Source organism: Pseudomonas sp. URIL14HWK12:I5 (assembly GCF_900176445.1).
GTDB lineage: Bacteria > Pseudomonadota > Gammaproteobacteria > Pseudomonadales > Pseudomonadaceae > Aquipseudomonas > Aquipseudomonas monteilii.
Window position 1 is genome coordinate 185386 of record NZ_FWXQ01000011.1, and the last position, 20674, is coordinate 206059.

Genomic DNA, 20674 nt, shown 5'->3' on the forward strand with positions numbered 1-20674 from the left:
CGGTCAGTCGTGACTATCAATCAGTTCTTAGCGTGGCATTTGAAGGCCCATGGCTTTTTTAATCGACGAACTAGCATCCGCGCTGTTAGCACATAGTAGTACTGAGTCGCTGCGCATCGGCCAGCTAGTCGATGCTCAAAAAACCAGATCATATGTTTTCTCTGCCAAGCCCAAGGTGTTTCAAGATGCCAGCGTTCAGATATCTCAGCTTGGATGAGCTTTGCTTGCCGTAAATGGCGCTGCCGCGTTGCGTACGATCCCGTCAGCACCGCAGCCAAGAACAGTTCCATATCGAATGGCTTACTCATATGCGTCCTCCAATGTAGGCCGCGACCACATCGATCCGACCGTGCCCCAACTCATAGCTGATTTGCCTCCGAGCCTCGCGATCAAGGTGCTGATTTAACTGGCAGCATTGGCCGCCGATGATAGGCGCGCTGTGTAGAGTGATTTGCTCATAGCGCTCACATGCATACGCCGCTCGTAGCTCAGGAAGCCTTTGAGCCTGTGTGCATGCAGGACGTCCCGCGCTGGGCGGATGATTTCCTGCAGAACATTCAGATAGCTTTCGTCTGGCGCAATCAGGTTGTGGCTACTCGCAGGCGACACCTGCCGTGCAAACCCAAGTGCGTCTTGAACATGGTGGTCCACCGCAATCCATCGTGGCGCTGAGGCGCCAGCGCGACCGCCTTTGGTGCCATCTTGAATGTTGATCCTGCCTAGGTCTTCAGCCTCACGGCTCAGCCGTGGCAGGTCAGCCAGGATGGCCTCACGCAGGCGCATGCCGGTGGCTCGCGCCAACAGAACAATCGCTGCGGCCCGTTGCTGATGATCGCGACAAAGCGCATCGACGATCTGCTTAACCTGTTCGCGGTCTTGGCCTTGCGGAGCCGATTGGCGAACTCCGGTGCGCTGCATTCCCAACGCCTTGCTCGGACTGGGCAATTTCACACACTGATCACCGCGCAGCGCCGCCATGGTCCTGTTAACGCTGGATAGACGGTTTTGTGCGGTGCTGATGGCGAGGCTACCGCACTCAACAGCATCGCGCAGATACGCTGCATAGTCCGCCAATACCTTCCGATCAATCTGCCGCGCATCATTGATACCTGGCCCTTGTTCGGAGCGGCACCACTTCACGAATGCCTGCCATCGACCACTGTGCGCCTTGACCGTACCGTAATGGCCGCCGCCGAACATGTCTTTCAGTGCCTGCGGCCCTGCATAGCTCAATTGCCTGCCGTAGCCAAAATTGCGGCCGTCGCGCCTACCAATGCCATGTCGGTCTCCTCATCGTTCGCTCTCCGATACTCGCCCCACGTCATCCCGCCAAGAATGCTGAGTGTTATCAGGGATCAAGGCCCCTGCGACCTGTGGGGAATGTCCTCTACGCGGGACTGGCGGCTCCTTACAACCGGGAGCAAGGGCATCTCATGATCTGGCCTCCTGAGCACCGTTACCGGTGGGCGGGTGGAGGCAGCACTGGCTGACGAGACCAGCGCCTGAAGATCCTGAGCCAGGTGCAAGCAGCAATGCGATGACCGGGGCATGCCTGACTGTCAGTCAGGTGCAGTCCATTCCTTGGTCTGCGGCACCATCATCTACAGCGCTGTCGCTGGTGACATCGGCGTTTGTCACGCCGATTGTCACGAGGGGGAATGCCGCAAAGCCATGTGCGATCAGGGCTGCAGCAGTGTTAGAAGCGCCCGTCTCTCCAGAATAAAGAGACGGGCGCAGGTTGGCGCAATATTCGGCCAAGCGGATAGGTTGCTGCAGGGCAGCGAGGTACGGTGTGTCTGGCGCACGAGCGCCATATGTGTAAGAGCATCCATCACATGGGTAGTGACCGGGCGAGCTGCCGAATGCTAATCGCCCTTGGGGAGAACCACCGCGAGAGCGGCGTGACCTTGAAGGCTCGGGTCACCTGGGGTGCTGTCAACGACAGCCTTTGCACTGTCTTTTCTACGCCCGCAATCCGAGGGGGTCAAGCGACTCGCCCGCTGGATTTTGTGGTTGAAAATGACATTGGGCATGTACGGAATCCCGTGGTTTCCACTGGCCGATTTGGTGCTTTTGACTTTTTAGGTGAGGTCCATCCAAACAGGGCGGCTTTGCAGCCCTGTTTGGATGGACCCGCATGGAAAGCGGATCATCGAAATTTCAAAACTGTGCGCTCACTCGACTGCGCCACGCCTTGCTCGTAGGCTAGAAACGTTTGCCCCGGTCTGATTCGCGAACTCATGTGGCGAGATATGCTCCTGCCGGTTCGCTTCGAGGTAACGGCTCCACCAGCTCATGATCATTCGCCGTTCCTCCAGGAACTCGGCCTTGTGGGTATACGCCGCCCGAACGTTGTTGCGCTCCCTGTGGCTCATCTGCCGCTCGATAGCGGTCTCTGACCACAGTCCGGACTCGACCAAGGCACTACACGCCATGGACCGAAAGCCATGCCCGCAGATTTCGGTCTTGCTGTCATAGCCCATGTTCCGCAAAGCGCTGTTGACCGTGTTCTCGGACATAGGCTTCCACGAGCGAGCATCACTGGTGAACACCAGATCGAAGTACCCCGTGATCGCATGAATCTGTTCGAGCAACGCCACAGCTTGCGGTGACAGAGGGACCAAATGAATGTCGCCCGCCATCTTCGTTCCTCTGGTCGAGTAAGGAACACCTTCCAACGCGGGGCGCGTGTCAGGTATCTCCCATATGCCGCGCTTCAAGTCGAACTCACTCCAACGTGCGAAGCGCAATTCGCTGGAGCGTACGAACACATGCAGCGACAGCATGACAGTCAACCGAGTGAGCGTGCGTCCCTTGTAGTTCTCGATGCGGTCCATCAACTCAGGCAGCCGAGACAGCAGGAGTGCAGGCCGATGCGTAACCCGTGGCGCGCTAATGAAGCCCTCAAGATCATATGCAGGGTTCACCGTGATCAGCCGCAGCCGCTTCGCCTCACGCATGATGCTCTGAAGGTAGTTTTGTACCCTTATCGCCACATCGATCGTGCCGCGCTTCTTGATTGCCTCAAGCGGCTGCATGAGGTCAAAAGTATCCAGATCAACGATGGCGCGTGCGCCTAGCAGCGGGAATACGTGAGTCTTCAAGCGACTCAAAACGGTCCTCGAATGGCCAGGCGCCCACTTCACGGACATTTCCTTATGCCAGTCCAAGGCAACGCGTTCGAATGTGTGGCCTCTGACAACCGCCTCGGCCTTGGCCTGCTGCTTGGACGCAATCGGATCAATGCTTTCAGCCAGCATCCGCTTAGTCTCCAGACGCTTCTGCCGAGCATCTGCGAGACCAATAACGGGATAGTTGCCAAACGAGGTCAGCCCCTCTCGCCCATCCGGTTTCACATACCGGAAGCGCCAGCCTTTGCGGCCATTGGGGTAAACGAGGAGGTAAAGACCGTCACCGTCAAAAAGCTTGTAGGGGCGGTCAGTAGGCTTGGCCGAACGGCAGGCGGTGTCGGTCAGGGGAGCAGTAGTACGAGCCATAAGGGTAAACCCCTTTATCGAATCGACTTTATCCCAAACGTTACCCCTAAATCGGCTGGCAGCTGTCGGATTCCCACGGAACGCCATAACGAAAAAACCCGCCAGAAGGCGGGTTTACGGGGGTTCCAGAGATTTTGGTAGCCTTCGCTGGAACCTGAACTGGTGCCGGAGACAGGAATGATAGGAATCGAACCGGGGTGTGGCGACCAATGAATTCGGGTGCAATCGCGTGCAGGGCCGGGGAGGTTACCACAGGATTACCACAGAGCTACCACAAGGGGCTTTCTGAGCTATCGCCCCTAGATGGGGCCTGCCCTCGGGTGCCTGACGTATTTCAGGTTGCGGTGGAGATGGGATGGGATGGGATGGGATGGAGTAAGCAATCGGCTGAGCGACTCGACTCCACCTGCGCGTACCATGGGCACAGCTATGTTCCTAACAGAGGCTTCCATAGCGAAGCAAGCTACTGGGTGGATGGCTCGGATCTCGCCGATCTTCCCAGTGATTCGTGACCTAGCCGCTGCAAACGCTTGGTCATTAGACGATGACCCAAATGGCGAGACGCCAGAAATAAAAAAACGTTTATTAGGTTGACGAGGGTGTCAACTCCGGTAGAATTGACCCCGTAGCCCCATTTTGACGTCCCACACCAGGCAATTAGAGCCGAAATGTCGTGTCAATTGGGGCTTTGTTTTGCCTACGATTTCCACAGCAGCAGCCCTGCCTTTTCCCATTTCTCCTGCGGATCAGGTCCTTCCTTGGCGTACATGCTAGCGATCACGTTGCAAGAGCGATCACGACCCACCCGCTTATTCGCATGAATTGGGATGATCAGTGGGTATCCCCGCTGAATCTCAAATGTCATGACCACGATGCCATCAGGGCCAGTAGCCGACTGGTAGATCGCTTTAGGCGATTGCAGGATATCAGGCAGACGCTCGATGACCCCTTTCGATACCCCATGATCGAAATGCATCTTGCCAATAGTCTTGCCCTTGATGATCAGATCCAGTCCCTGGAAATTCTGTCCCACCGACTGAAGGATCTGGGCTGGTGTTGGCCCCAGTTCCAATATCAGCTCGTGACGTGGCTTCTCGTCCACTTCGGCTTGGATCACTACGCCCACCAGCGTTTTGAAATTCAAATCATTGCCTTCGGTACTCAATTTTTTGTCGCCCCTATGTTGTTGTCATAGGGTTAGAATACAGGGCCAAGTCGCTGTATGAGAAGGGTTTCCAGGCGGCATGTGGGGTGCACAGATGCACCCCTGTGGGGGGCACCCACGCGCCCCAGTGGGCGGCTGGGGTGCTCTAGGAAACACAGTCATCCGAATGGAAACACAGTCATCCGAATTGTGAATACTCATTGCGAGAACACGAGAACATATAGCTAATTAACGTGGGGTTCACTGGTGCACCCCAGGGTATGTCAGTCAGTCGCGGATTGTTTCTGTCGTGGGCGACATCTAGCCTAGCAAGTACCACTAAGCATTTATGCACAAGGATCCGTATGACTGCGATCACTTCCCCCCAGACTCCTACTGCGGAGGCTGAACCGGCTAACGCTGATGAGACCAACGTTTCATCAGCAAATGATGCCTCCGCCCCCCCCAAAGAAAGCAAGAAGGTGTTGGAGAAGAAATGGGGGAAATCCAACATAGCGGCAGGCTGGACCTGCATCCCAAATATTCTCATCAAGCGGCAAGTCACGCTTGGCCTTGATGCCGTCGACCTGAACATCCTTTTGCACCTACTCACCTATTGGTGGGAGGATGAAAACCACCCTCACCCATCCAAGGACACCTTGGCAAAGGCGATGGGAATCAGCGCATCGACTGTACAGAGAAGAATTCGGGCGATGGAAGCGGGGAAACTCATAAAGCGTGTCGTGCGCCCCAGGGCGAAGGACCGCAATGACACGAACTTGTACGATTTGACACCGCTAAAAATGCTGTTGGAGCCTCACGCAAAGGTTGAGCTAGAAGAACGCGCAGCAAGCCATGCAAACCGCCGGAAGCGCATGACAACGGTTACGAAGGCTGTGGCTTCAAAGTAGGCCCACAAATACTGTCCTGCGCCGCCAGGGGCTTCTGAACAGCCATCCTTGGATTAGGCTGTTCAGTTGTTGAAGGTTTCAGCGATGCACAACATGCGCGGATCCTTCACACACGCTGTAAACCATGGCAGCGTTTCGCGTATCGCTTGGGTGGTAAGAACACAGCGATCCAGGAGGACGATGTTCCGACCGTGAAATCCAGGTGTTTGTTAAGTGAACCCGTGGGCGGCAAGGAGCACCTCCACAGCTTCGGAAGTTACACCAGGATCAGGTCAAGGGAGTCTGCATCCAGGGGGTACATGGAGCCTTCTCTGGGTGTAATGCGCCGAGTCTACCTCAGCAGCGCTATGGCTCCCCAAGGGCAGCCACGGCTCTCGTGATGGTGGTGGGGAAACCACGGGCACCTAGGCACAGCGAAGGAGCCGTCAATCCTTCTTAGACGGTCCCATGAGGTCTTTCATGTATCCGAGGATCAAGCCTCCGAAAGCACTGCTGAAGAGCATCTTATCCATCGACTGGAGTTCTGTGTCACTAAGCCAGCGCGTGGATAGGCCGAAGATGGAACCTGGGCCCGCTAGGTGCCAGAACCTGACAAGGATCAGCACAGCAAAGAGAATAGCGCCAAATCGAATGGCGTAGATTGCGAGGGAGTGGACTTCTTTCTGGACCTTCTGCTTCGGGTCCTCAAGAACACTCTCCTCCTTCTGAGCCTTTTTCAGGTCTTGAGAGGATGTTTCCAAAGGAGCCGCCGATCCGATGGCGGCAAACGGATCATCCTGCTGCATGCTGAGAGGCTACCGCAATCTTGTGCTTGTAGTGCTCTTCGATCCAGTCATTGGGGATGATGGCCCCATGGTACTGATCCCCGCCAGATGCTTTCCAGGTGCGATCCCACGGGGTGCCCTGCTGGTGGGTCATAGCTGACAGAGCAATGCCATCGTAATTGGCATAGGAATTCCAGACCCGATCCAGCAGCGGAAGGGTTTGGGCATTCGGCACCTGGTTCTGCGGATCGCCTGCCACGCCGTAGCATTCGATAGGCGCGAAGATATTGTTGCGGCCGTATTTCTTCACTTTCTGATACAAATCAGGGATTACGGGGCCATATCTCCAGGCTTGAACCGCATCGTTGATCAGGTTCTGCGAGAAATAGCCGCGGTGCCATCCATGGGCAATGTACACGAGCTTAATCAGCTTCATCGGCGTCAACGGGATGCCCGTGTCAAAGGACTTCTGGATGAAGTAGTTGGCAACGGCTTCGCTGTTCAGCATGACCACTCCTCCTTTAGTTGATTGACAGTGAACGCTTAACAAAATGGTGCGGAATTATGAATATTTCAAGCGTCCTGTCAAGAAAAGGCTGAATCGCACCACTGTCTATCCGTACAGTATACAGCATCTACCCCAGGATCCACATAGCTGTAGACTCGCAGGAGCGTAGGAAATGTCCACAGCTCCGTCCATCACCCCGCCTCACATGAGCCAGGATATGGTGTTTACCCGTATCGCCGGAAACGCGAAAAAAACAGATAGCGGAATGCTCACGTCTCAGCATTCTGACGGCTCTTTACAAGCCTCTGCAGCGTGCTCCGGGAGGCCCCAGTAGCCGAACAGACCTCCGACCAACTGCTCCCCTTATCCAGCATCGCCAGAATTGCTGTGTTGCGCTCATGGTTCGCTGGACGGCCTTTGTAGGCCCTTTCCGCTTGTGGCTTGAGCTTGTCGCGTTCCTTGGCCTGAGCGATGCCCTGAGTGGTCCTGCGGCGTCTGTCCTCATAATCCTTGCGCGCGATAGCAGCCAACATATCCAGCATCATCGAGTTAAGGGCGTCCATCATCCTCATGGTCATCTCATCCTCCGCCTTAACCATCATGTGGGAGGTTGGTAGGTCGAGGGCGACCACACGAACTTTGCGGCCCAGCAGCTCAGCCTTGAGGCGGTCCCAGTCCTCAGCATTAAGTCGCGAAAGGCGGTCCACTTGCTCAATCAAGAGCACGTCTCCGGGATGACTATCAGCCAGCAGCCTGAACAGCTCTGGACGCTTGAGGCTAGCTCCGGATTCGTTCTCTGCGTACCAGGCTGCGATTCGCAAACCGCGCTCCCGGGCGAACGCTTCGAGGTCTGCTCGGGCCCGCTGAGCATCTTGGTCTTGGGTTGAGGCGCGGAGGTAGGCGCGGATGTACATGGAACGGCTCCGGTTCGCTTTGGATGGTTCGCATAATATCGGTTCGTTTTGATTGATCAACCATAAATTATCGAACCAGTTCCGGAACCGACTTGCTTGGTTCGCTAAAAGCATACCCATTTCGAACTATTGTGAAAGCGTTGGGGACATTCTCAGCGGTTTAGCCTATGGGGCGTCTACAACCGGCACGACGTTCCAGCATCGCTGGCCTGGCTGTGTGCCTATTGAGGCTTGGGATTGTGTGAGTGATGGGCCATCGGGCCGCGTGTGGTTAGGTGAGTGGTGAGATAGGCCATGGGATGTCCAGGGCTCGGAGTTGAGGCTGTCGCTCAGCGAGTCCGCCAGGGGCCATGGGGGGTAATCACGATCCGGTCTCTATCGAGGTAGGCTTTCAAATTTTTTCGGAAAAATTATCTGGGTGTCACAGCGTAGTTAAGCGCGGGAAATTTCCTAATCGACAGGGAATGAACCGCCCTCAAGCTGCTCGTGGCCGTTCAGCAAGCATAAGAGTGAATGACGGAGCCGATGGTTGCACAGCACAACTAAACATGGTTGTATTATGCAACCATTACCCATGAGACATTGAAAAATGATCGACCCTTCAGTCGTGGAAAAAGTCCGCTCTGCTTCACGCACGATGGTTCGTGAGTTGGGCTTTATGCGCACCACTCTGGCAGGCACGGAATACTCACCTTCTGCCGTACACACTTTGCTCGAATTAGGAGAGCACGGGGCGCTGACTGCGGCTCAGCTTGTGCAAACCCTCGGGCTTGAGAAGTCCAGTGTCAGTCGTATGGTTGCCAAGCTGGTTCAGGTGGGTGAGCTGGAAGAAAGCGAAGGTGAGCAGGATGCCCGCACGAAACAGCTAAGCCTGACTGAGCAAGGGAAGCGTACCCTTGACGCAATTCATGCTTACGGACAGATGCAGGTCAGCTCGACATTGGCTCCGCTCCCCCCTCAGGAGCAGCAGGCCATCGCCCTGGGGCTGAACGCCTATGCCCAGGCGTTGAAGGCATATCGTCAGGAACCCGCTGGAACTGCGGCATCCAAGATTCAAATCACCCTCGGATACCGCCCAGGTTTGATCGGGCGGGTAGCGGAGATGCACGCCAGCTACTACTCGCGCCATTCCGGTTTTGGCCAGTTCTTCGAAAGCAGAGTTGCAACTGACATTGCGGAGTTTGCAGGACGGCTGGAGAGTTCGCGCAACGCCATTTGGGTCGCTGAAATGGCTGGCAGGATTGTGGGGTCGGTGGCTATTGATGGGGAGGATCTCGGAAACAATGAAGCCCATCTGCGCTGGTTTATTCTTGATGATGGTTGCCGTGGTGGCGGTATAGGTCGTCGTCTGCTAACCGAGGCGGTCGCTTTCTGTGACCGGCAGAATTTCTCGGCAATCCAGCTTCACACCTTCAAAGGGTTAGAGGCTGCCCGGCACCTCTACGAATCGTTGGGCTTCGAACTGGCTCATGAGGAGCAAGGAAGCCAATGGGGTTCGACAGTCACTGAACAGCAATTCACGCGTAAACGCTGACAATGCCAGCCCAAACCATTCGCAGTACTCACAAGCGAAGCGATTGCTGCTTTCTAACGGCCGCACGTACGGTCGGCCTTGCAGCTGGCTACGTGGTGGCACAGTTCGCACCTTTGGTAGCCGCCCCGTTCACCCTGGCTGCAACGGCATTACTGCATTTCACATGGCGCACACCTACAGACAGCTGATCGCTCGCAGGTCCCTGCACAGCATGGGACAGAGCCTAACGGCCGCATGTAAGCAGTGAATTATGACCGTCCCCGTAGAGAGACCTTAGAGATGCCCCTAGGGGCACTACCCATGATCGACCAGCAGGAGCCCCAGTATGCCCCCCTACCCCCCCATCGCTGGTGGTGTAGGTGGTCCGTGGTCTCAGTGGTCGCTCAGGGGTAGATGGCCCATGATCTGACACAGCGAGGATGCCCACAGCCCGGAACAAGTCCGGCACCACGCAAAACGTGATGAAGCCCCCGAATCACGGCTCGGTGATCCTAATGTGGCCCCTCGGGAATGCTGGTATGTATGCGTGGCACTCTATTGCAATGGCATACCGCCTCGCACGTCACCAGTGGAGCTGCTCTCAGGCAAAAAATACTCCAGCGCAAATGCCTTACCGAGCCCGTCTTGGGCGTGCCTGCCAGGCTTCCTCGACTATTTCCGGATGATTGTGTTCCTGGAGGATGCGCAGTGCGTTATCAGAGAAACGCGCGTGCCGCTGGCTTCCAAACTCGAAGATCATCATGTTTGCTTGATCCTGATCCACGCCCAGCAGCTCTCGCAACGCCTTGCACTTGTTCACGGTCAACCCCAGACGGTCAGCCAGGGCCGTGGGGCTCATGTGATACTTCTTCTGGAGGTCCACTTCCCGGATTGCACCAGCGGCTTCAGGATCATCACCAGATACGTACCTGACAGGCGCGCCATCCTTTTTACTGAAATGAACGCGAAGCGTGGGCCCCTCACCAGTGACATTGCTGGATAGCGCCACCAGCCTTGGGAAGACTTGATCGACCTGTGTGCCGGTCCTGATGGCTTTCTCGATACGGTCTATGTCGCGCTCGGATACCTCCACTGTTTCAGTGACGTGAGCCTCCATCGCCAACAGAGTGCGAATACGCCCGCGAGCCTCATCCCTTGCACGCTTGTTAGGGGCAAGAAGTTCAGCGATGTGCCGAAACTCACGGTCCACGAGCACATCAAAACTGGGGAGGGCCGTTGTGGAAAGAGGCATCACGCGAAGGGGAAGATTGTCTGCCAGCGTATCCGCGAAATGCTGCGCTAAGACCTCATCCAGTGTCGTTATCAGCGCACGAGCGGTCACGAAAAGCGCATCCTCTGGAACGACAATCATCCAATGCTGGGCCGCGTCTCGCATCGTGTCTATCGCCCGAATGGAGCCTGCTTGAGCGGGCGTTATGTAGCCACTCGCGGTAGCAACGTTCAGCGCTTTTTCCAGCCCGATGGCAATCCCTTTCTGCTTGTCGAAGACCTCTTTGGATTTTTGGACCAGTAGTGCCTTGGTTAGCATTTCACTGCTGTGTTGGAGATGCAGCAAAACCGACTCTGTGCGTCCATGGTCATCGTGGCCATTGAACACTTCCAGTCCCCGTCGAAGGGAGGCGATTGCTTTGCTCTTGAGAGTCCTAGCTTCCCGCTTGAGCTTCATACGATGCGCATCCAAATGTTTGTGCACGGATGTCAGAATGATAGCTACGATTTCACGCGCCAGTTGCGCTGAAGCAGTACTCCATGGCGTCAACCTGCAAGTAGACAAGGACTGCTGACGATGGCTGATAAACTCTCACGGCGATTGCTTCTCCTGAGCCCGGTGCTACTGCTGGCAGACAATACTTCTGCACGTGGAGGGCGGGGTGGTCGAGGTGGAAGGGGCTACTCAGGAGGCCGTAGGGGCTCACTATCTGGAAAAGGGCTGCTTTGGCTTCTAGGTATCGGAGCTGGGATATTTGCGCTCGTGAAGCTCAATGATCGGAAGAACGCCAAAGAAGAGGCCGTAAGGCGCGCCGCTGAAGCAGCTCGCCTCGAATCAATCGAAAGAGCAAAGCCGCCGAAAGATCAGTGGGACGCTCTCTCCCTGTGCCTACTTTGCGGTAGCCCCATGGTAACTCGAACCGCTAAGACGGGAAGGAGCAGAGGTAAGCAGTTCCTCGGCTGCACTTCCTACCCTCGGTGCTTAGGAACACGAAAGATTGAAAAAGCAGCCGCCAAGGCGAAAAGCCCTGGTCCCCACGCTAGCTGAGCTCTGTTTTCAATAGCCACTCTCGCATCACATGAAGCGAGTATCCCTTCCCGTACCGGCTGGCTACATCGGCGCTAGCCCACCCGCCGATGCTCTTTCGTATGTCCTCAGGGCATTGAATCTCACGAAGCCGATCAGCCATCGTGTGACGAAGCTCGTGAGCAGTATGAGCAACACCCTGCCCCCTCAGCCACTTGGCGATGGTGGCGGAGGCACTGTTGGCATTGCATCCTTTCGCAGACGTGTATTTAGGGAACGCAAATACTGCGCCCGGAAGTGAGCCCGCCACAGCGCGCTGGGCTGCCCACAGGGACGCCCCAACGAGCGGCACAACACGCTTGCTGTCTTTGTTCTTGAGCGAACGCCATGGGTGTTCCTGGATGACGATATGAGGCACCTCAGCGTCCAGTTTGATGTCATCGAGGGGCAGACCTACCACCTCCGCCAAACGGGCTCCAGTGTCCGCCAGCATCGCAGTGATCCAGCGCGGTTCATCGTCCTTTTCCCTGCACCTCGCTACCGTCCTTTGAAGCTCTTCCGGGGTGAATGGTTGGCGCTCTTTCGAGTCGTTGCCCTCGCCCATAATCTTCAGCTCAGTAAACGGGTTCGGTCTCGAAAGCTCATGTTCCCGCGCATAACGAGTGAACACCGCCACGATGGTGGATAGCCTGCGCCGAACGCTGGTGGTGGCAGAGCCGCGAGCCAGCTCAGCATCAACGTAAGCCCTCGCATCCGCCCGAGTGACAGACTCAAAGGGCTTGTCACCAAGCACATTCATCATGCCATCGAAGACACGCCGAGCATCTGCGGAGAACTTGGCATCGTCACGCTTGGTGTGGGTGTTCAGATAGAACTCCAGAGCATCGCTCAGCCGTATCTCAACCCGTCCAGCCAGCAGCTTTGCCGCTTCCCGCTCAGTGGGCGATAGGTAGTCCACTGGGTTGGGTTGCGCACGCTGATCTTCATCTTCCACTGCGTGATTTGGCCGCTTGCCATCTAGGAAGTCGAAAAACACCTCGACGATGGAAGGATCATTCTTCGCGGGCTGATCGGCGAGCCCCCAATCACGGAGGAGAGACACGGCGTGGGCCCTGAGAGCTTGTGGGGAGGATGTCGGCTCCGCCCTCAGGCGCTCCCACTCAGCCTCAACCTGTCGGTTCAAGCGATCCACCTCACGGCTAGCCAGGAGCACGTCCGCGCTCTTGAGCTTCACCTTCACGAGTTTTTTGCCGTATCGGGGCTGGAGTTCTTTCGGAATGGGTCGCTGATAGTACAGCGTCCCTTTGCGGGAGTAGGTGTAGCGGAGGTTCACTTGGAGGGGGCCAAAGCTAGCTTTCATCGAGTAGTTACCACAAAGGTTACCACGCGAGAGGGGCTTTAGAGGCCGCAAACCCTTGATTTCAAAGGGTTTCATGGAGATTTCATGGTGCCGGAGACAGGAATCGAACCTGCGACCTTCGCGTTACGAGTGCGCTGCTCTACCGACTGAGCTACACCGGCGTGTAGCGCAACGTACCACTGCTCACACCCGCAACGCAAACCCCTGTTTCCGCTAGTTTAATCCCCTACCCTCAAGCCCCCTTGCAACCCTTGGGCGCCAGGTCTTCCTCGATGTCGGTAGTGCATGCCCACCCACTGGCCGAGCGCGTCAAGGTCAGTGCCTTACCCACCACATTGGCCGGCGCATCCACCAGCGTACATTCAATTTTCCCGCTGCCATCCGCCGCCTTGCCTCCGGCGGTGATCGCACAATGCGTCGTGGCAGATTGGCCACCCAGCTCGGCCACGCCCCCCACGTCTTTCCCGTCATTCAGGCGCAGGTCCATCGCCGTCTTCAGCGCGCTGATTTCCAGCAACCCGGCCGCCGCTTTGGAGCGTGCCTGGTGGTTGGTGTACATCGGTAAGGCGATGGTCGCCAGAATGCCGATGATCGCGACAACGATCATCAGTTCGATCAGGGTGATACCGCGTTGCCCGTTCATGAACGTATTTCCTTTTTCATTCGCTAACACGTTGAGGTCGGTTGCGCCCCAACCGGCAGCGGCGCAGTAGGCCTGAACAGACACCTTTTGTCACCCCTGCCCGCTTGGGCGTCATCTTCGCTGAACTACTCTAGTGAGCATCACGGACGCGCGCCCTTGCATGAACGCGGCAAGCTGTTTCCAGGCTTGTCGCACGGGCAGAAAAAGGACCTTTGCATGACTTCATCTTCACCCCTCTACCGCTGGCATGGCACCGACGCCAACGGCACGCCGGTCAGTGGCCAAACACCCGGGCGCAGCCCGGCTTATGTGCGCGCCGGGCTGATTCGCCAGGGCATCACGGTGGCCAGTTTACGGCCGGCCAGCGGGCTGACGTTCAGTTTGCCGAAGCGCCGCGAGAAGGCCGACCCGGCGGGTTTCAGCCGGCAGTTGGCGACCTTGCTCAGGGCCGGCGTGCCGCTGCTGCAGGCGTTCGAGGTGATGGGGCGCAGTGGCTGCAATGCGGCGCAGGCGGCGTTGCTGGAAAGATTGAAACACGATGTGGCCTCGGGCCTGGGGTTGGCGGATGCGTTGCAGCGTCACCCGGCATGGTTCGATGCGCTGTATTGCAACCTGGTGCGGGTGGGTGAGCAGTCTGGCACGCTCAATCGCCAGCTGGAGCAGCTGGCGGGCATGCTGGAACAGCGGCGGGCGCTACACAAGAAGGTGCGCAAGGCGATGATCTACCCGCTTTTGCTGTTGCTGACCGGGCTGGGGGTGTCGGCCATTTTGTTGCTAGAGGTTATTCCGAAATTCGAGAGCCTGTTTGCGGGTGTAGGGGCAGCCTTGCCGGCATTTACCCAGTGGGTGATCGACTTGTCCACAGGGCTGAGTCGGTTTGCGCCGCTGTTGCTGGTGATCGCTGCGGTGTTAGGTTTTGCCGGGCGCCAAGTGTACCGACAGCATGCGCCAGCGCGCCTGTGGATATCTCGGCAGGTGCTGGGTTTGCCGGTGTTCGGCAAATTGCTGGGGCAGGCGGCGCTGGCGCGGTTTGCGCGTAGCCTGGCAACGTCCTACAGCGCCGGGGTGCCGTTGCTGGATGGGTTGGGTACGGTGGCCCGGGTAACCGGTGGCGATCTGCACGAGCAGGCGGTGTTGCGGCTGCGCCAGGGCATGGCCAATGGGCAGGGGCTGAACCAGGCGATGGCGGGTGAACCGCTGTTTCCACCGTTGCTGGTGCAGCTGACGGCCATCGGTGAATCCAGCGGCACGCTGGACCAGATGCTGGAAAAGGCCGCCAGCCATTACGAGGAACAGGTCAGCCAGGCGCTGGACCAGTTGACCAGCCTGCTGGAGCCGGCCATCGTGCTGATCCTGGGCCTGCTGGTCGGTGGCCTGGTGGTGGCGATGTACCTGCCGATCTTCCAGTTGGGTAGCTTGATCTGAACATGACTTTATGGACTTTGCTGGCAGAGCAGCCGGCGTACTTCCTCACCCTGGCCACGCTGCTCGGCCTGTTGGTGGGCAGTTTTCTCAATGTGCTGGTGTATCGGCTGCCGATCATGCTGGAGCGGCAATGGCAGCGTGAGGCACAAGAAGTGTTGGGGTTGCCGGTTACGCAGCACGAACGGTTCGACCTGTGCCTGCCCGCCTCCCGCTGCCCACATTGCGCGCATCAGATTCGCGCGTGGGAGAACATTCCGGTTATCAGTTACCTGGCATTGCGCGGGCGTTGCTCAGCCTGCAAAACCCGTATCAGCCCGCGCTACCCGATGGTGGAAATCGCCAGCGCGCTGCTGTCGCTGGTGGTGGCGTGGCGTTTTGGCGCTTCGGTAGAGGCGTTGCTGGCACTGCCACTGACCTGGTGCCTGCTGGCCCTGAGCCTGATCGATGCAGAACACCAATTGCTGCCGGATGTGCTGGTGCTGCCGATGCTGTGGCTGGGGCTGATCGTCAATGCCTTCAACCTGTACGCCCCGCTAACCGACGCGCTGTTGGGCGCGGTGGCCGGGTACCTCAGCCTGTGGACGGTGTACTGGGTGTTCAAGCTGGTCACCGGCAAGGAAGGCATGGGCTATGGCGACTTCAAGCTGATGGCGCTGATCGGGGCCTGGGGTGGCTGGCAGGTGTTGCCGCTGACGTTGTTGCTGTCATCGGTGGTGGGGGCGCTGGTTGGCCTGTGCCTGCTGCGTTTGCGCAGGCATGCCATGGGCACGGCGATGCCGTTCGGGCCTTATCTGGCGATTGCGGGGTGGATTGCCGTGCTCTGGGGTGATGAAATAGTCGCCTCTTACATGCAACTGCTTGGATACTGATGGCCACTGCAGCCTTTACCCCCTGGATTCTCGGCCTTACCGGCGGCATTGGTAGCGGCAAGAGCGCCGCTGCCGAGCGCTTTGTCGAGCTTGGCGTGCACCTGGTCGATGCCGATCAGGCAGCGCGCTGGGTGGTCGAACCCGGCCGTCCGGCCTTGGCCAGCATTGTCGAGCGCTTCGGCCCGGGTGTGCTGCAGGCCGACGGCCAGCTGGATCGCGCCGCCCTGCGCCAGCTGATCTTCGCCGACCCGGCGCAGCGCAAATGGCTGGAGCAACTGCTGCACCCGTTGATCGGGCAAGAGATTTTCAGCTACCTGGCCAAGGCCCAGTCGCCGTATGCGGTATATGTGTCGCCGCTGCTGATCGAGTCGGGGCAATACCATAAGACCCAGCGCGTGCTGGTGATCGATGCGCCACAGGAAGTGCAAATAGCCCGTACCCTGGCACGGGACAACACCAGTGCCGAGCAGGTGCAGGCCATTTTGCAGGCCCAACTGGCCCGTGAGGATCGCCTGCGCCATGCCGATGACGTGGTGGTCAATGACGGCGACCTGGCCGCGCTGCATCAGCAGATAGACCGCCTGCACCACTTTTACCTGACTTTGAAAGGAGGCCAGCCATGAGCCAGCCATTGACCGTCGACTGCCCAACCTGTGGCGCACCTGTGGAATGGAACGAGAAAAGCGCGTTCCGGCCGTTTTGCTCGGACCGTTGCAAGCTGATCGACCTGGGGGCCTGGGCGGCTGAGGAACACAAGATTCCGGGGGCTGAAGAATCTGAGGATGAGCTGTATTCGGGGGACCTGGAGCCTCGGCACTAAGCGGATTTCAAGGTGGCTGTGCCCGCGAAGAGGCCGGCACGGCCACCACACATTCACCGCTCATCCTCCTTCCAGGGCGCCTGCAAATACCTTGTGCGGTTAAAGGTTTCCAACCACTCCGGGCAAAACACCACCAGCGCACTGATCACCATGCCGTTGATGAACGCCTCGGGGAACATCATCAGCCACAGGTAGCCCACAAAGTCGCTGAGCCATTCCGGCATGGCAAAACGCCCATCCAGCCACAACACCCCTAGCGCCGCAGGCACGCAAACAAGCACAGTCAGCGCCGCAGGAAAGAACCCTGAACAAAAAATATAAACGAACAGGTTTCGCGGCTGAGCGCGCTCGACCACGATCGCGCACACTTCGGTAATCAGCACCGGCAAGCCAATCAGCAACAAGCCGTTCACCCCCAGCGCCGCCAAATCCTGCCGCCCCAGCGCCAGCAAACCGAGCTGGGCCATGAACCCACCCAGCACCGCCAGCGGCCAGTCCAGCAACAGGGTAACTGCCGTCATGCCGATGAAGTGGTACGACACCCCGGTATCGAAATCACGCCTCACCAGCCACAACGCAAACAAACAAAACACGGTGCCAAACAACAGATGCTGCCGGCGCCGGTCGGTGAACAGTTCAACCCAGCGCACCCGGCTGACCGCCCACACCAGCAACGGCACATAACCCAGCCAGCCAAGGGTAAGGGTGGTACCGGACAACACCTGCGCGCTGATCACCTGAGCAATGCCCTTTGCAGCCATGTGGATAAACCCGAGTCTACACCCATTCTCCGTTTCATTCGGCTGCGGTAGGCTGGCGCCCTCATTCGATGCGGGAAGCATTGGCCATGCCGGAAGGAATCAACCCTACCCTGCTGCTGGCAGCGGCACTCAACGCCATCATTGGCCTACTTCACCTGGCGGTGATCGCCGTTGGGCCACGCTGGTACCGTTTGTTCGGGGCGGGTGAACGTATGGCGGTAGCCGCCGAGAAGGGCCGCTGGTACCCGGCACTTGTCACTGCCGCCATCGCCTGCGTGCTGCTGGCCTGGTCGGCCTATGCGCTGTCGGCTGCCGGGGCAATCGGGCGGCTGCCGTTGTTGCTGCCAGCCATCTGCCTCATCACCCTGGTGTACCTGCTGCGCGGTCTGCTGGGGCCAAGATTGCTGGCGGGCACCGGGCGTTCGCAGCGTTTTATCGTAGTCAGTTCACTGATCTGCCTGGGCTTCGGCCTGGTGCACCTGGTCGGGCTGGTGCAGCAGTGGCCAGTGCTGGGCTGATTCCCGCGCTTAAACAGCATCTTACCGTCATCGATTAACGGCTAAGCTTGTCTGCATGGATGACTCAGACTACCTGCGCCTGCTTACCATCCAGGCCGAACAAGCCAATGCCTTTCTCTCCAACGCCCGCAAGTGGGAGCGGGAGCGTTGGGTGTGCCAGCGTCTGTTGCAGGGGCTGAACATCCCCTACCGCAGCGAAGACTTCACCCCGGCCGGCCAAGAGCCGCCAGACGTACTGTTCCGCGATGCGGCGTTCGAGGTGTTTTTCGTGCTCGACGAAGGCCGCCGGCTGAACGATGAATGGCGCGAAGAGCTGCAACGCCGGCGCAGTGCGTTTTCCCTGGCGCAGCTGGTGCGTCGCGAAGCGCGCCCCCGGCGCATCAGTGCCACCGAGTTGCTGGGGCGCCTGGCGCCGACCTTGCGCAAGAAGGCGCACAACTACCGGGAACGCGGGCTGGAGCTGAACGAGCTGGACATCATCGCCTTCGCCAGCCTCAAGCGCGAAGTGCTCGACCTCAACACCCACTTCCCGCCGCCTACCGAATACCTGCGCCAGGGCTGGCGCTCACTGTCGCTGGTGGGGCCGACCTTTGCCCGGGTGCTGTTCGCCCACCCAGACGCGCCAGACTTCTTGCGCGGTAACCTGGGCCGCAGCATCGTGTTCGACGTGGGCATCAGTCTTTGATCCAGTGCAGCGAATGTTTGCGATGGCGTACACTCGGCGCCAGGGATAGAAAGCATTATCATTTGTTTCAAGCGCTTGCGCGAACGCTGTAGCGTTTGCGCAGTCACAAACGTCTACCTGACGAGGCCCACCATGACCAGCCGCCTGAATCCGGAAGATCAGCGTCGTGTCGATGAGTATCTGCGAGCCCCCCAGCACCAAGTCGAGCGCAGGCCCTTCCGGCCGTGGCTGCTCCTTGTGCTGGTGGTGGCCGTGACCATCGGGTTGGGTCTTATCAGCCGCATGCTGAGTGGACTGGTGCTATGAGCTGCTTCGCGCTCGCCCTCCCCTCGTGCAGTTTGCGGCCGGCCCCCTGGGCCACGAATTCCGTAAACCTTATGAGATATCCCCATGACTCATCGCATCGTGATTGTCGGCGGCGGCGCCGGCGGCCTGGAACTGGCGACCCGCCTGGGTAAAAGCCTAGGCAAGCGCAAGCAGGCCGAAATTACCTTGGTCGACGCCAACCTCACGCACATCTGGAAACCACTGCTGCACGAAGTGGCTGCCGGCTCGCTGAACTCCTCGGAAGACGAACTGAACTACGTGGCCCAGGCCAAGTGGAACCACTTCAACTTCCAACTTGGGCGCATGAGCGGCCTGGACCGTGAAGGCAAACAGATTCAACTGGCCGCTACCCTCGACGAAGAGGGCCGCGAGCTACTGCCTGCGCGTACCCTGGGCTACGACACCCTGGTCATTGCCGTGGGTTCCAACACCAACGACTTCGGCACCCTGGGCGCGGCGCAGCACTGCCTGTTCCTGGACACCCGCAAGCAGGCCGAGCGCTTCCACCAACAGTTGCTCAACCACTACCTGCGCGCCCATGCCGGTGATGTGGCCAGTGAAAAAATCAGCGTCGCCATCGTCGGCGCGGGTGCTACTGGTGTGGAACTGGCGGCCGAGCTGCACCACGCCGCACACGAACTGGCAGCCTATGGCCTGGACCGCATCCAGCCCAAGGATATGCACATCACCCTCATCGAGGCAGGCCCTCGCGTGCTGCCAGCGCTGCCAGAGCGCATCAGCGTGCCGGTGCACAAGACCCTGGAAAAACTCGGCGTGAAGGTGATGACCAACGCTGCCGTCAGTGAAGTGACCGAAGACGGCCTGAAAACCAAGGACGGCGAAGTGATCCAGGCCAGCTTGAAGGTGTGGGCGGCCGGTATCCGTGCGCCGGGCTTCCTGAAAGACATCGATGGCCTGGAAACCAACCGCATCAACCAGCTGGTCGTGCGCCCTACCCTGCAAACCACCCGCGACGACAACATCTTCGCCTTCGGCGACTGCGCCGCTTGCCCGCAACCAGGCAGCGACCGCAGTGTGCCGCCACGGGCACAGGCCGCGCACCAGCAGGCTTCGATGCTGGCGCAAAGCCTTAAGGCGCGTCTGGAGAACAAGCCGCTGCCGACTTACGCGTACAAGGACTACGGCTCGCTGGTGTCGCTGTCGCGCTTCTCGGCGGTGGGCAACCTGATGGGCAACCTGATGGGCAGCGTGAAGCTGGAAGGCTGGCTGGCGCGGATGTTCTACGTGTCGCTGTACCGCATGCACCAGATGGCGTTGTACGGGTTCTTCCGTACGGCGTTGATGATGCTGGGCAGCAAGATTGGCCGGGGAACCGAGCCGCGGCTGAAGCTGCACTGATTGAAAGCCAAGGGTCGCTGATGCGGCCCTTCTTTTTGCTCGTTTACCAGCTGTTGGCCAAGCATTTTCGCCAGGCAAAAGAAAAAGGGCATCTCTTTCGAGATGCCCTTTGTTCATGGTGGGTCGTGTAGGATTCGAACCTACGACCAATTGGTTAAAAGCCAACTGCTCTACCAACTGAGCTAACGACCCAAAAATGGTCGGGGTGAGGGGATTCGAACTCCTGACATCCTGCTCCCAAAGCAGGCGCGCTACCGGACTGCGCTACACCCCGGGTCTTTCAAAAAAAAGGGCATCTCTTTGAGATGCCCTTCTTTACATGGTGGGTCGTGTAGGATTCGAACCTACGACCAATTGGTTAAAAGCCAACTGCTCTACCAACTGAGCTAACGACCCGGA

General features: G+C 58.4%; 21 protein-coding genes, 4 tRNA genes and 1 pseudogene. 11 read left to right on the forward strand and 15 right to left on the reverse strand.

Annotation, left to right across the window (positions count from 1 at the left end):
* Nucleotides 1-20: 20 nt before the first annotated feature.
* From B9A31_RS23560 to B9A31_RS23580, 4 genes and pseudogenes are all read right to left on the reverse strand, one after another.
* On the reverse strand, nt 21-308 hold the full coding sequence (locus B9A31_RS23560) for a hypothetical protein (RefSeq protein ID WP_084297433.1): 288 nt from the start codon (nt 306-308) through the stop codon (nt 21-23).
* A pseudogene (locus tag B9A31_RS23565) lies at nt 305-1275 on the reverse strand (integrase domain-containing protein). The gene B9A31_RS23560 and the pseudogene B9A31_RS23565 overlap by 4 nt, the downstream one beginning before the upstream one ends.
* Before the next feature lie 899 nt (nt 1276-2174).
* Nucleotides 2175-3497: a tyrosine-type recombinase/integrase gene (locus B9A31_RS23575; RefSeq protein ID WP_084297435.1), complete on the reverse strand. Its 1323-nt coding sequence runs from the start codon at nt 3495-3497 to the stop codon at nt 2175-2177.
* A gap of 697 nt (nt 3498-4194) precedes the next feature.
* Complete coding sequence (locus B9A31_RS23580; RefSeq protein ID WP_143512091.1) at nt 4195-4662, reverse strand: MuF-C-terminal domain-containing protein; 468 nt, start codon at nt 4660-4662, stop codon at nt 4195-4197.
* 344 nt (nt 4663-5006) lie between these two features.
* Between B9A31_RS23580 and B9A31_RS23585 the strand changes: the two genes are divergently transcribed.
* Nucleotides 5007-5552: a helix-turn-helix domain-containing protein gene (locus tag B9A31_RS23585; protein ID WP_084297437.1), complete on the forward strand. Its 546-nt coding sequence runs from the start codon at nt 5007-5009 to the stop codon at nt 5550-5552.
* A 425-nt stretch (nt 5553-5977) separates the two neighbouring features.
* Here B9A31_RS23585 and B9A31_RS23590 read toward each other — a convergent pair whose 3' ends face one another.
* The 3 genes from B9A31_RS23590 to B9A31_RS23600 all read right to left on the reverse strand — a co-directional run bounded on the left by B9A31_RS23590 (nt 5978) and on the right by B9A31_RS23600 (nt 7738).
* A complete protein-coding gene (locus tag B9A31_RS23590) occupies nt 5978-6337 on the reverse strand; it encodes a hypothetical protein (RefSeq protein WP_084297438.1) in 360 nt (119 codons plus the stop codon).
* Entirely contained in the window at nt 6324-6824 is a 501-nt protein-coding gene (locus B9A31_RS23595) for a Panacea domain-containing protein (protein WP_084297439.1), read from the reverse strand. Before B9A31_RS23595 ends, B9A31_RS23590 begins: the two co-directional genes overlap by 14 nt.
* 269 nt (nt 6825-7093) lie before the next feature.
* Entirely contained in the window at nt 7094-7738 is a 645-nt protein-coding gene (locus tag B9A31_RS23600; RefSeq protein WP_084297440.1) for a recombinase family protein, read from the reverse strand.
* 589 nt (nt 7739-8327) lie between these two features.
* Here B9A31_RS23600 and B9A31_RS23605 point away from each other — a divergent pair.
* On the forward strand, nt 8328-9272 hold the full coding sequence (locus B9A31_RS23605; protein WP_084297441.1) for a bifunctional helix-turn-helix transcriptional regulator/GNAT family N-acetyltransferase: 945 nt from the start codon (nt 8328-8330) through the stop codon (nt 9270-9272).
* A gap of 610 nt (nt 9273-9882) precedes the next feature.
* Here B9A31_RS23605 and B9A31_RS23610 read toward each other — a convergent pair.
* Nucleotides 9883-10938 (reverse strand): hypothetical protein, encoded by a 1056-nt coding sequence (locus tag B9A31_RS23610; RefSeq protein ID WP_027915710.1) that lies wholly within the window; start codon nt 10936-10938, stop codon nt 9883-9885.
* A gap of 120 nt (nt 10939-11058) precedes the next feature.
* Here B9A31_RS23610 and B9A31_RS27855 point away from each other — a divergent pair, with 120 nt between their 5' ends.
* A complete protein-coding gene (locus B9A31_RS27855) occupies nt 11059-11529 on the forward strand; it encodes a topoisomerase DNA-binding C4 zinc finger domain-containing protein (protein ID WP_084297442.1) in 471 nt (156 codons plus the stop codon).
* On the opposite strand, the gene B9A31_RS23620 is transcribed toward B9A31_RS27855, so the two are convergent.
* The 3 genes from B9A31_RS23620 to B9A31_RS23630 all read right to left on the reverse strand — a co-directional run bounded on the left by B9A31_RS23620 (nt 11522) and on the right by B9A31_RS23630 (nt 13511).
* Complete coding sequence (locus tag B9A31_RS23620; protein WP_084297443.1) at nt 11522-12943, reverse strand: tyrosine-type recombinase/integrase; 1422 nt, start codon at nt 12941-12943, stop codon at nt 11522-11524. The two genes, B9A31_RS27855 and B9A31_RS23620, sit on opposite strands and share 8 nt — an antisense overlap.
* Nucleotides 12944-12953: 10 nt before the next feature.
* Nucleotides 12954-13029 (reverse strand) — tRNA-Thr (locus B9A31_RS23625).
* 71 nt (nt 13030-13100) lie between these two features.
* Nucleotides 13101-13511, reverse strand: coding sequence for a pilin (locus B9A31_RS23630; protein WP_084297444.1), 411 nt, complete (start codon nt 13509-13511; stop codon nt 13101-13103).
* A 216-nt stretch (nt 13512-13727) separates the two neighbouring features.
* Between B9A31_RS23630 and B9A31_RS23635 the strand changes: the two genes are divergently transcribed.
* Genes B9A31_RS23635 through yacG form a run of 4 tightly spaced genes read left to right on the forward strand, consistent with a single transcriptional unit; the run spans nt 13728 to nt 16625 of the window.
* Nucleotides 13728-14936 (forward strand): type II secretion system F family protein, encoded by a 1209-nt coding sequence (locus tag B9A31_RS23635; RefSeq protein ID WP_084297445.1) that lies wholly within the window; start codon nt 13728-13730, stop codon nt 14934-14936.
* Nucleotides 14937-14938: 2 nt separating this feature from the next.
* On the forward strand, nt 14939-15805 hold the full coding sequence (locus B9A31_RS23640) for a prepilin peptidase (protein WP_084297446.1): 867 nt from the start codon (nt 14939-14941) through the stop codon (nt 15803-15805).
* Entirely contained in the window at nt 15805-16428 is a 624-nt protein-coding gene (coaE, locus tag B9A31_RS23645) for a dephospho-CoA kinase (RefSeq protein WP_084297447.1), read from the forward strand. The genes B9A31_RS23640 and coaE overlap by 1 nt, the downstream gene beginning before the upstream one ends.
* A complete protein-coding gene (gene yacG, locus B9A31_RS23650; RefSeq protein ID WP_016484797.1) occupies nt 16425-16625 on the forward strand; it encodes a DNA gyrase inhibitor YacG in 201 nt (66 codons plus the stop codon). Before coaE ends, yacG begins: the two co-directional genes overlap by 4 nt.
* Before the next feature lie 53 nt (nt 16626-16678).
* Here yacG and B9A31_RS23655 read toward each other — a convergent pair whose 3' ends face one another.
* Nucleotides 16679-17386, reverse strand: a complete 708-nt coding sequence (locus B9A31_RS23655; RefSeq protein ID WP_019097626.1) for an energy-coupling factor ABC transporter permease — start codon at nt 17384-17386, stop codon at nt 16679-16681.
* 86 nt (nt 17387-17472) lie between these two features.
* Here B9A31_RS23655 and B9A31_RS23660 point away from each other — a divergent pair, with 86 nt between their 5' ends.
* From B9A31_RS23660 to B9A31_RS23675, 4 genes are all read left to right on the forward strand, one after another.
* Nucleotides 17473-17904: a hypothetical protein gene (locus B9A31_RS23660; RefSeq protein ID WP_028699901.1), complete on the forward strand. Its 432-nt coding sequence runs from the start codon at nt 17473-17475 to the stop codon at nt 17902-17904.
* 55 nt (nt 17905-17959) lie between these two features.
* The gene (locus tag B9A31_RS23665; protein ID WP_013970766.1) at nt 17960-18589 is read left to right on the forward strand and encodes a DUF1780 domain-containing protein; all 630 of its coding nucleotides are present in this window, start codon (nt 17960-17962) and stop codon (nt 18587-18589) included.
* A gap of 132 nt (nt 18590-18721) precedes the next feature.
* A complete protein-coding gene (locus B9A31_RS23670; protein WP_084297448.1) occupies nt 18722-18895 on the forward strand; it encodes a DUF3094 family protein in 174 nt (57 codons plus the stop codon).
* Between the two features lie 84 nt (nt 18896-18979).
* On the forward strand, nt 18980-20275 hold the full coding sequence (locus tag B9A31_RS23675; RefSeq protein WP_016713389.1) for an NAD(P)/FAD-dependent oxidoreductase: 1296 nt from the start codon (nt 18980-18982) through the stop codon (nt 20273-20275).
* A gap of 116 nt (nt 20276-20391) precedes the next feature.
* On the opposite strand, the gene B9A31_RS23680 is transcribed toward B9A31_RS23675, so the two are convergent.
* From B9A31_RS23680 to B9A31_RS23690, 3 genes are all read right to left on the reverse strand, one after another.
* Nucleotides 20392-20467 (reverse strand) — tRNA-Lys (locus B9A31_RS23680).
* A 5-nt stretch (nt 20468-20472) separates the two neighbouring features.
* Nucleotides 20473-20549 (reverse strand) — tRNA-Pro (locus B9A31_RS23685).
* Nucleotides 20550-20595: 46 nt separating this feature from the next.
* Nucleotides 20596-20671, reverse strand: a tRNA-Lys gene (locus tag B9A31_RS23690).
* Between the last annotated feature and the right edge of the window lie 3 nt (nt 20672-20674).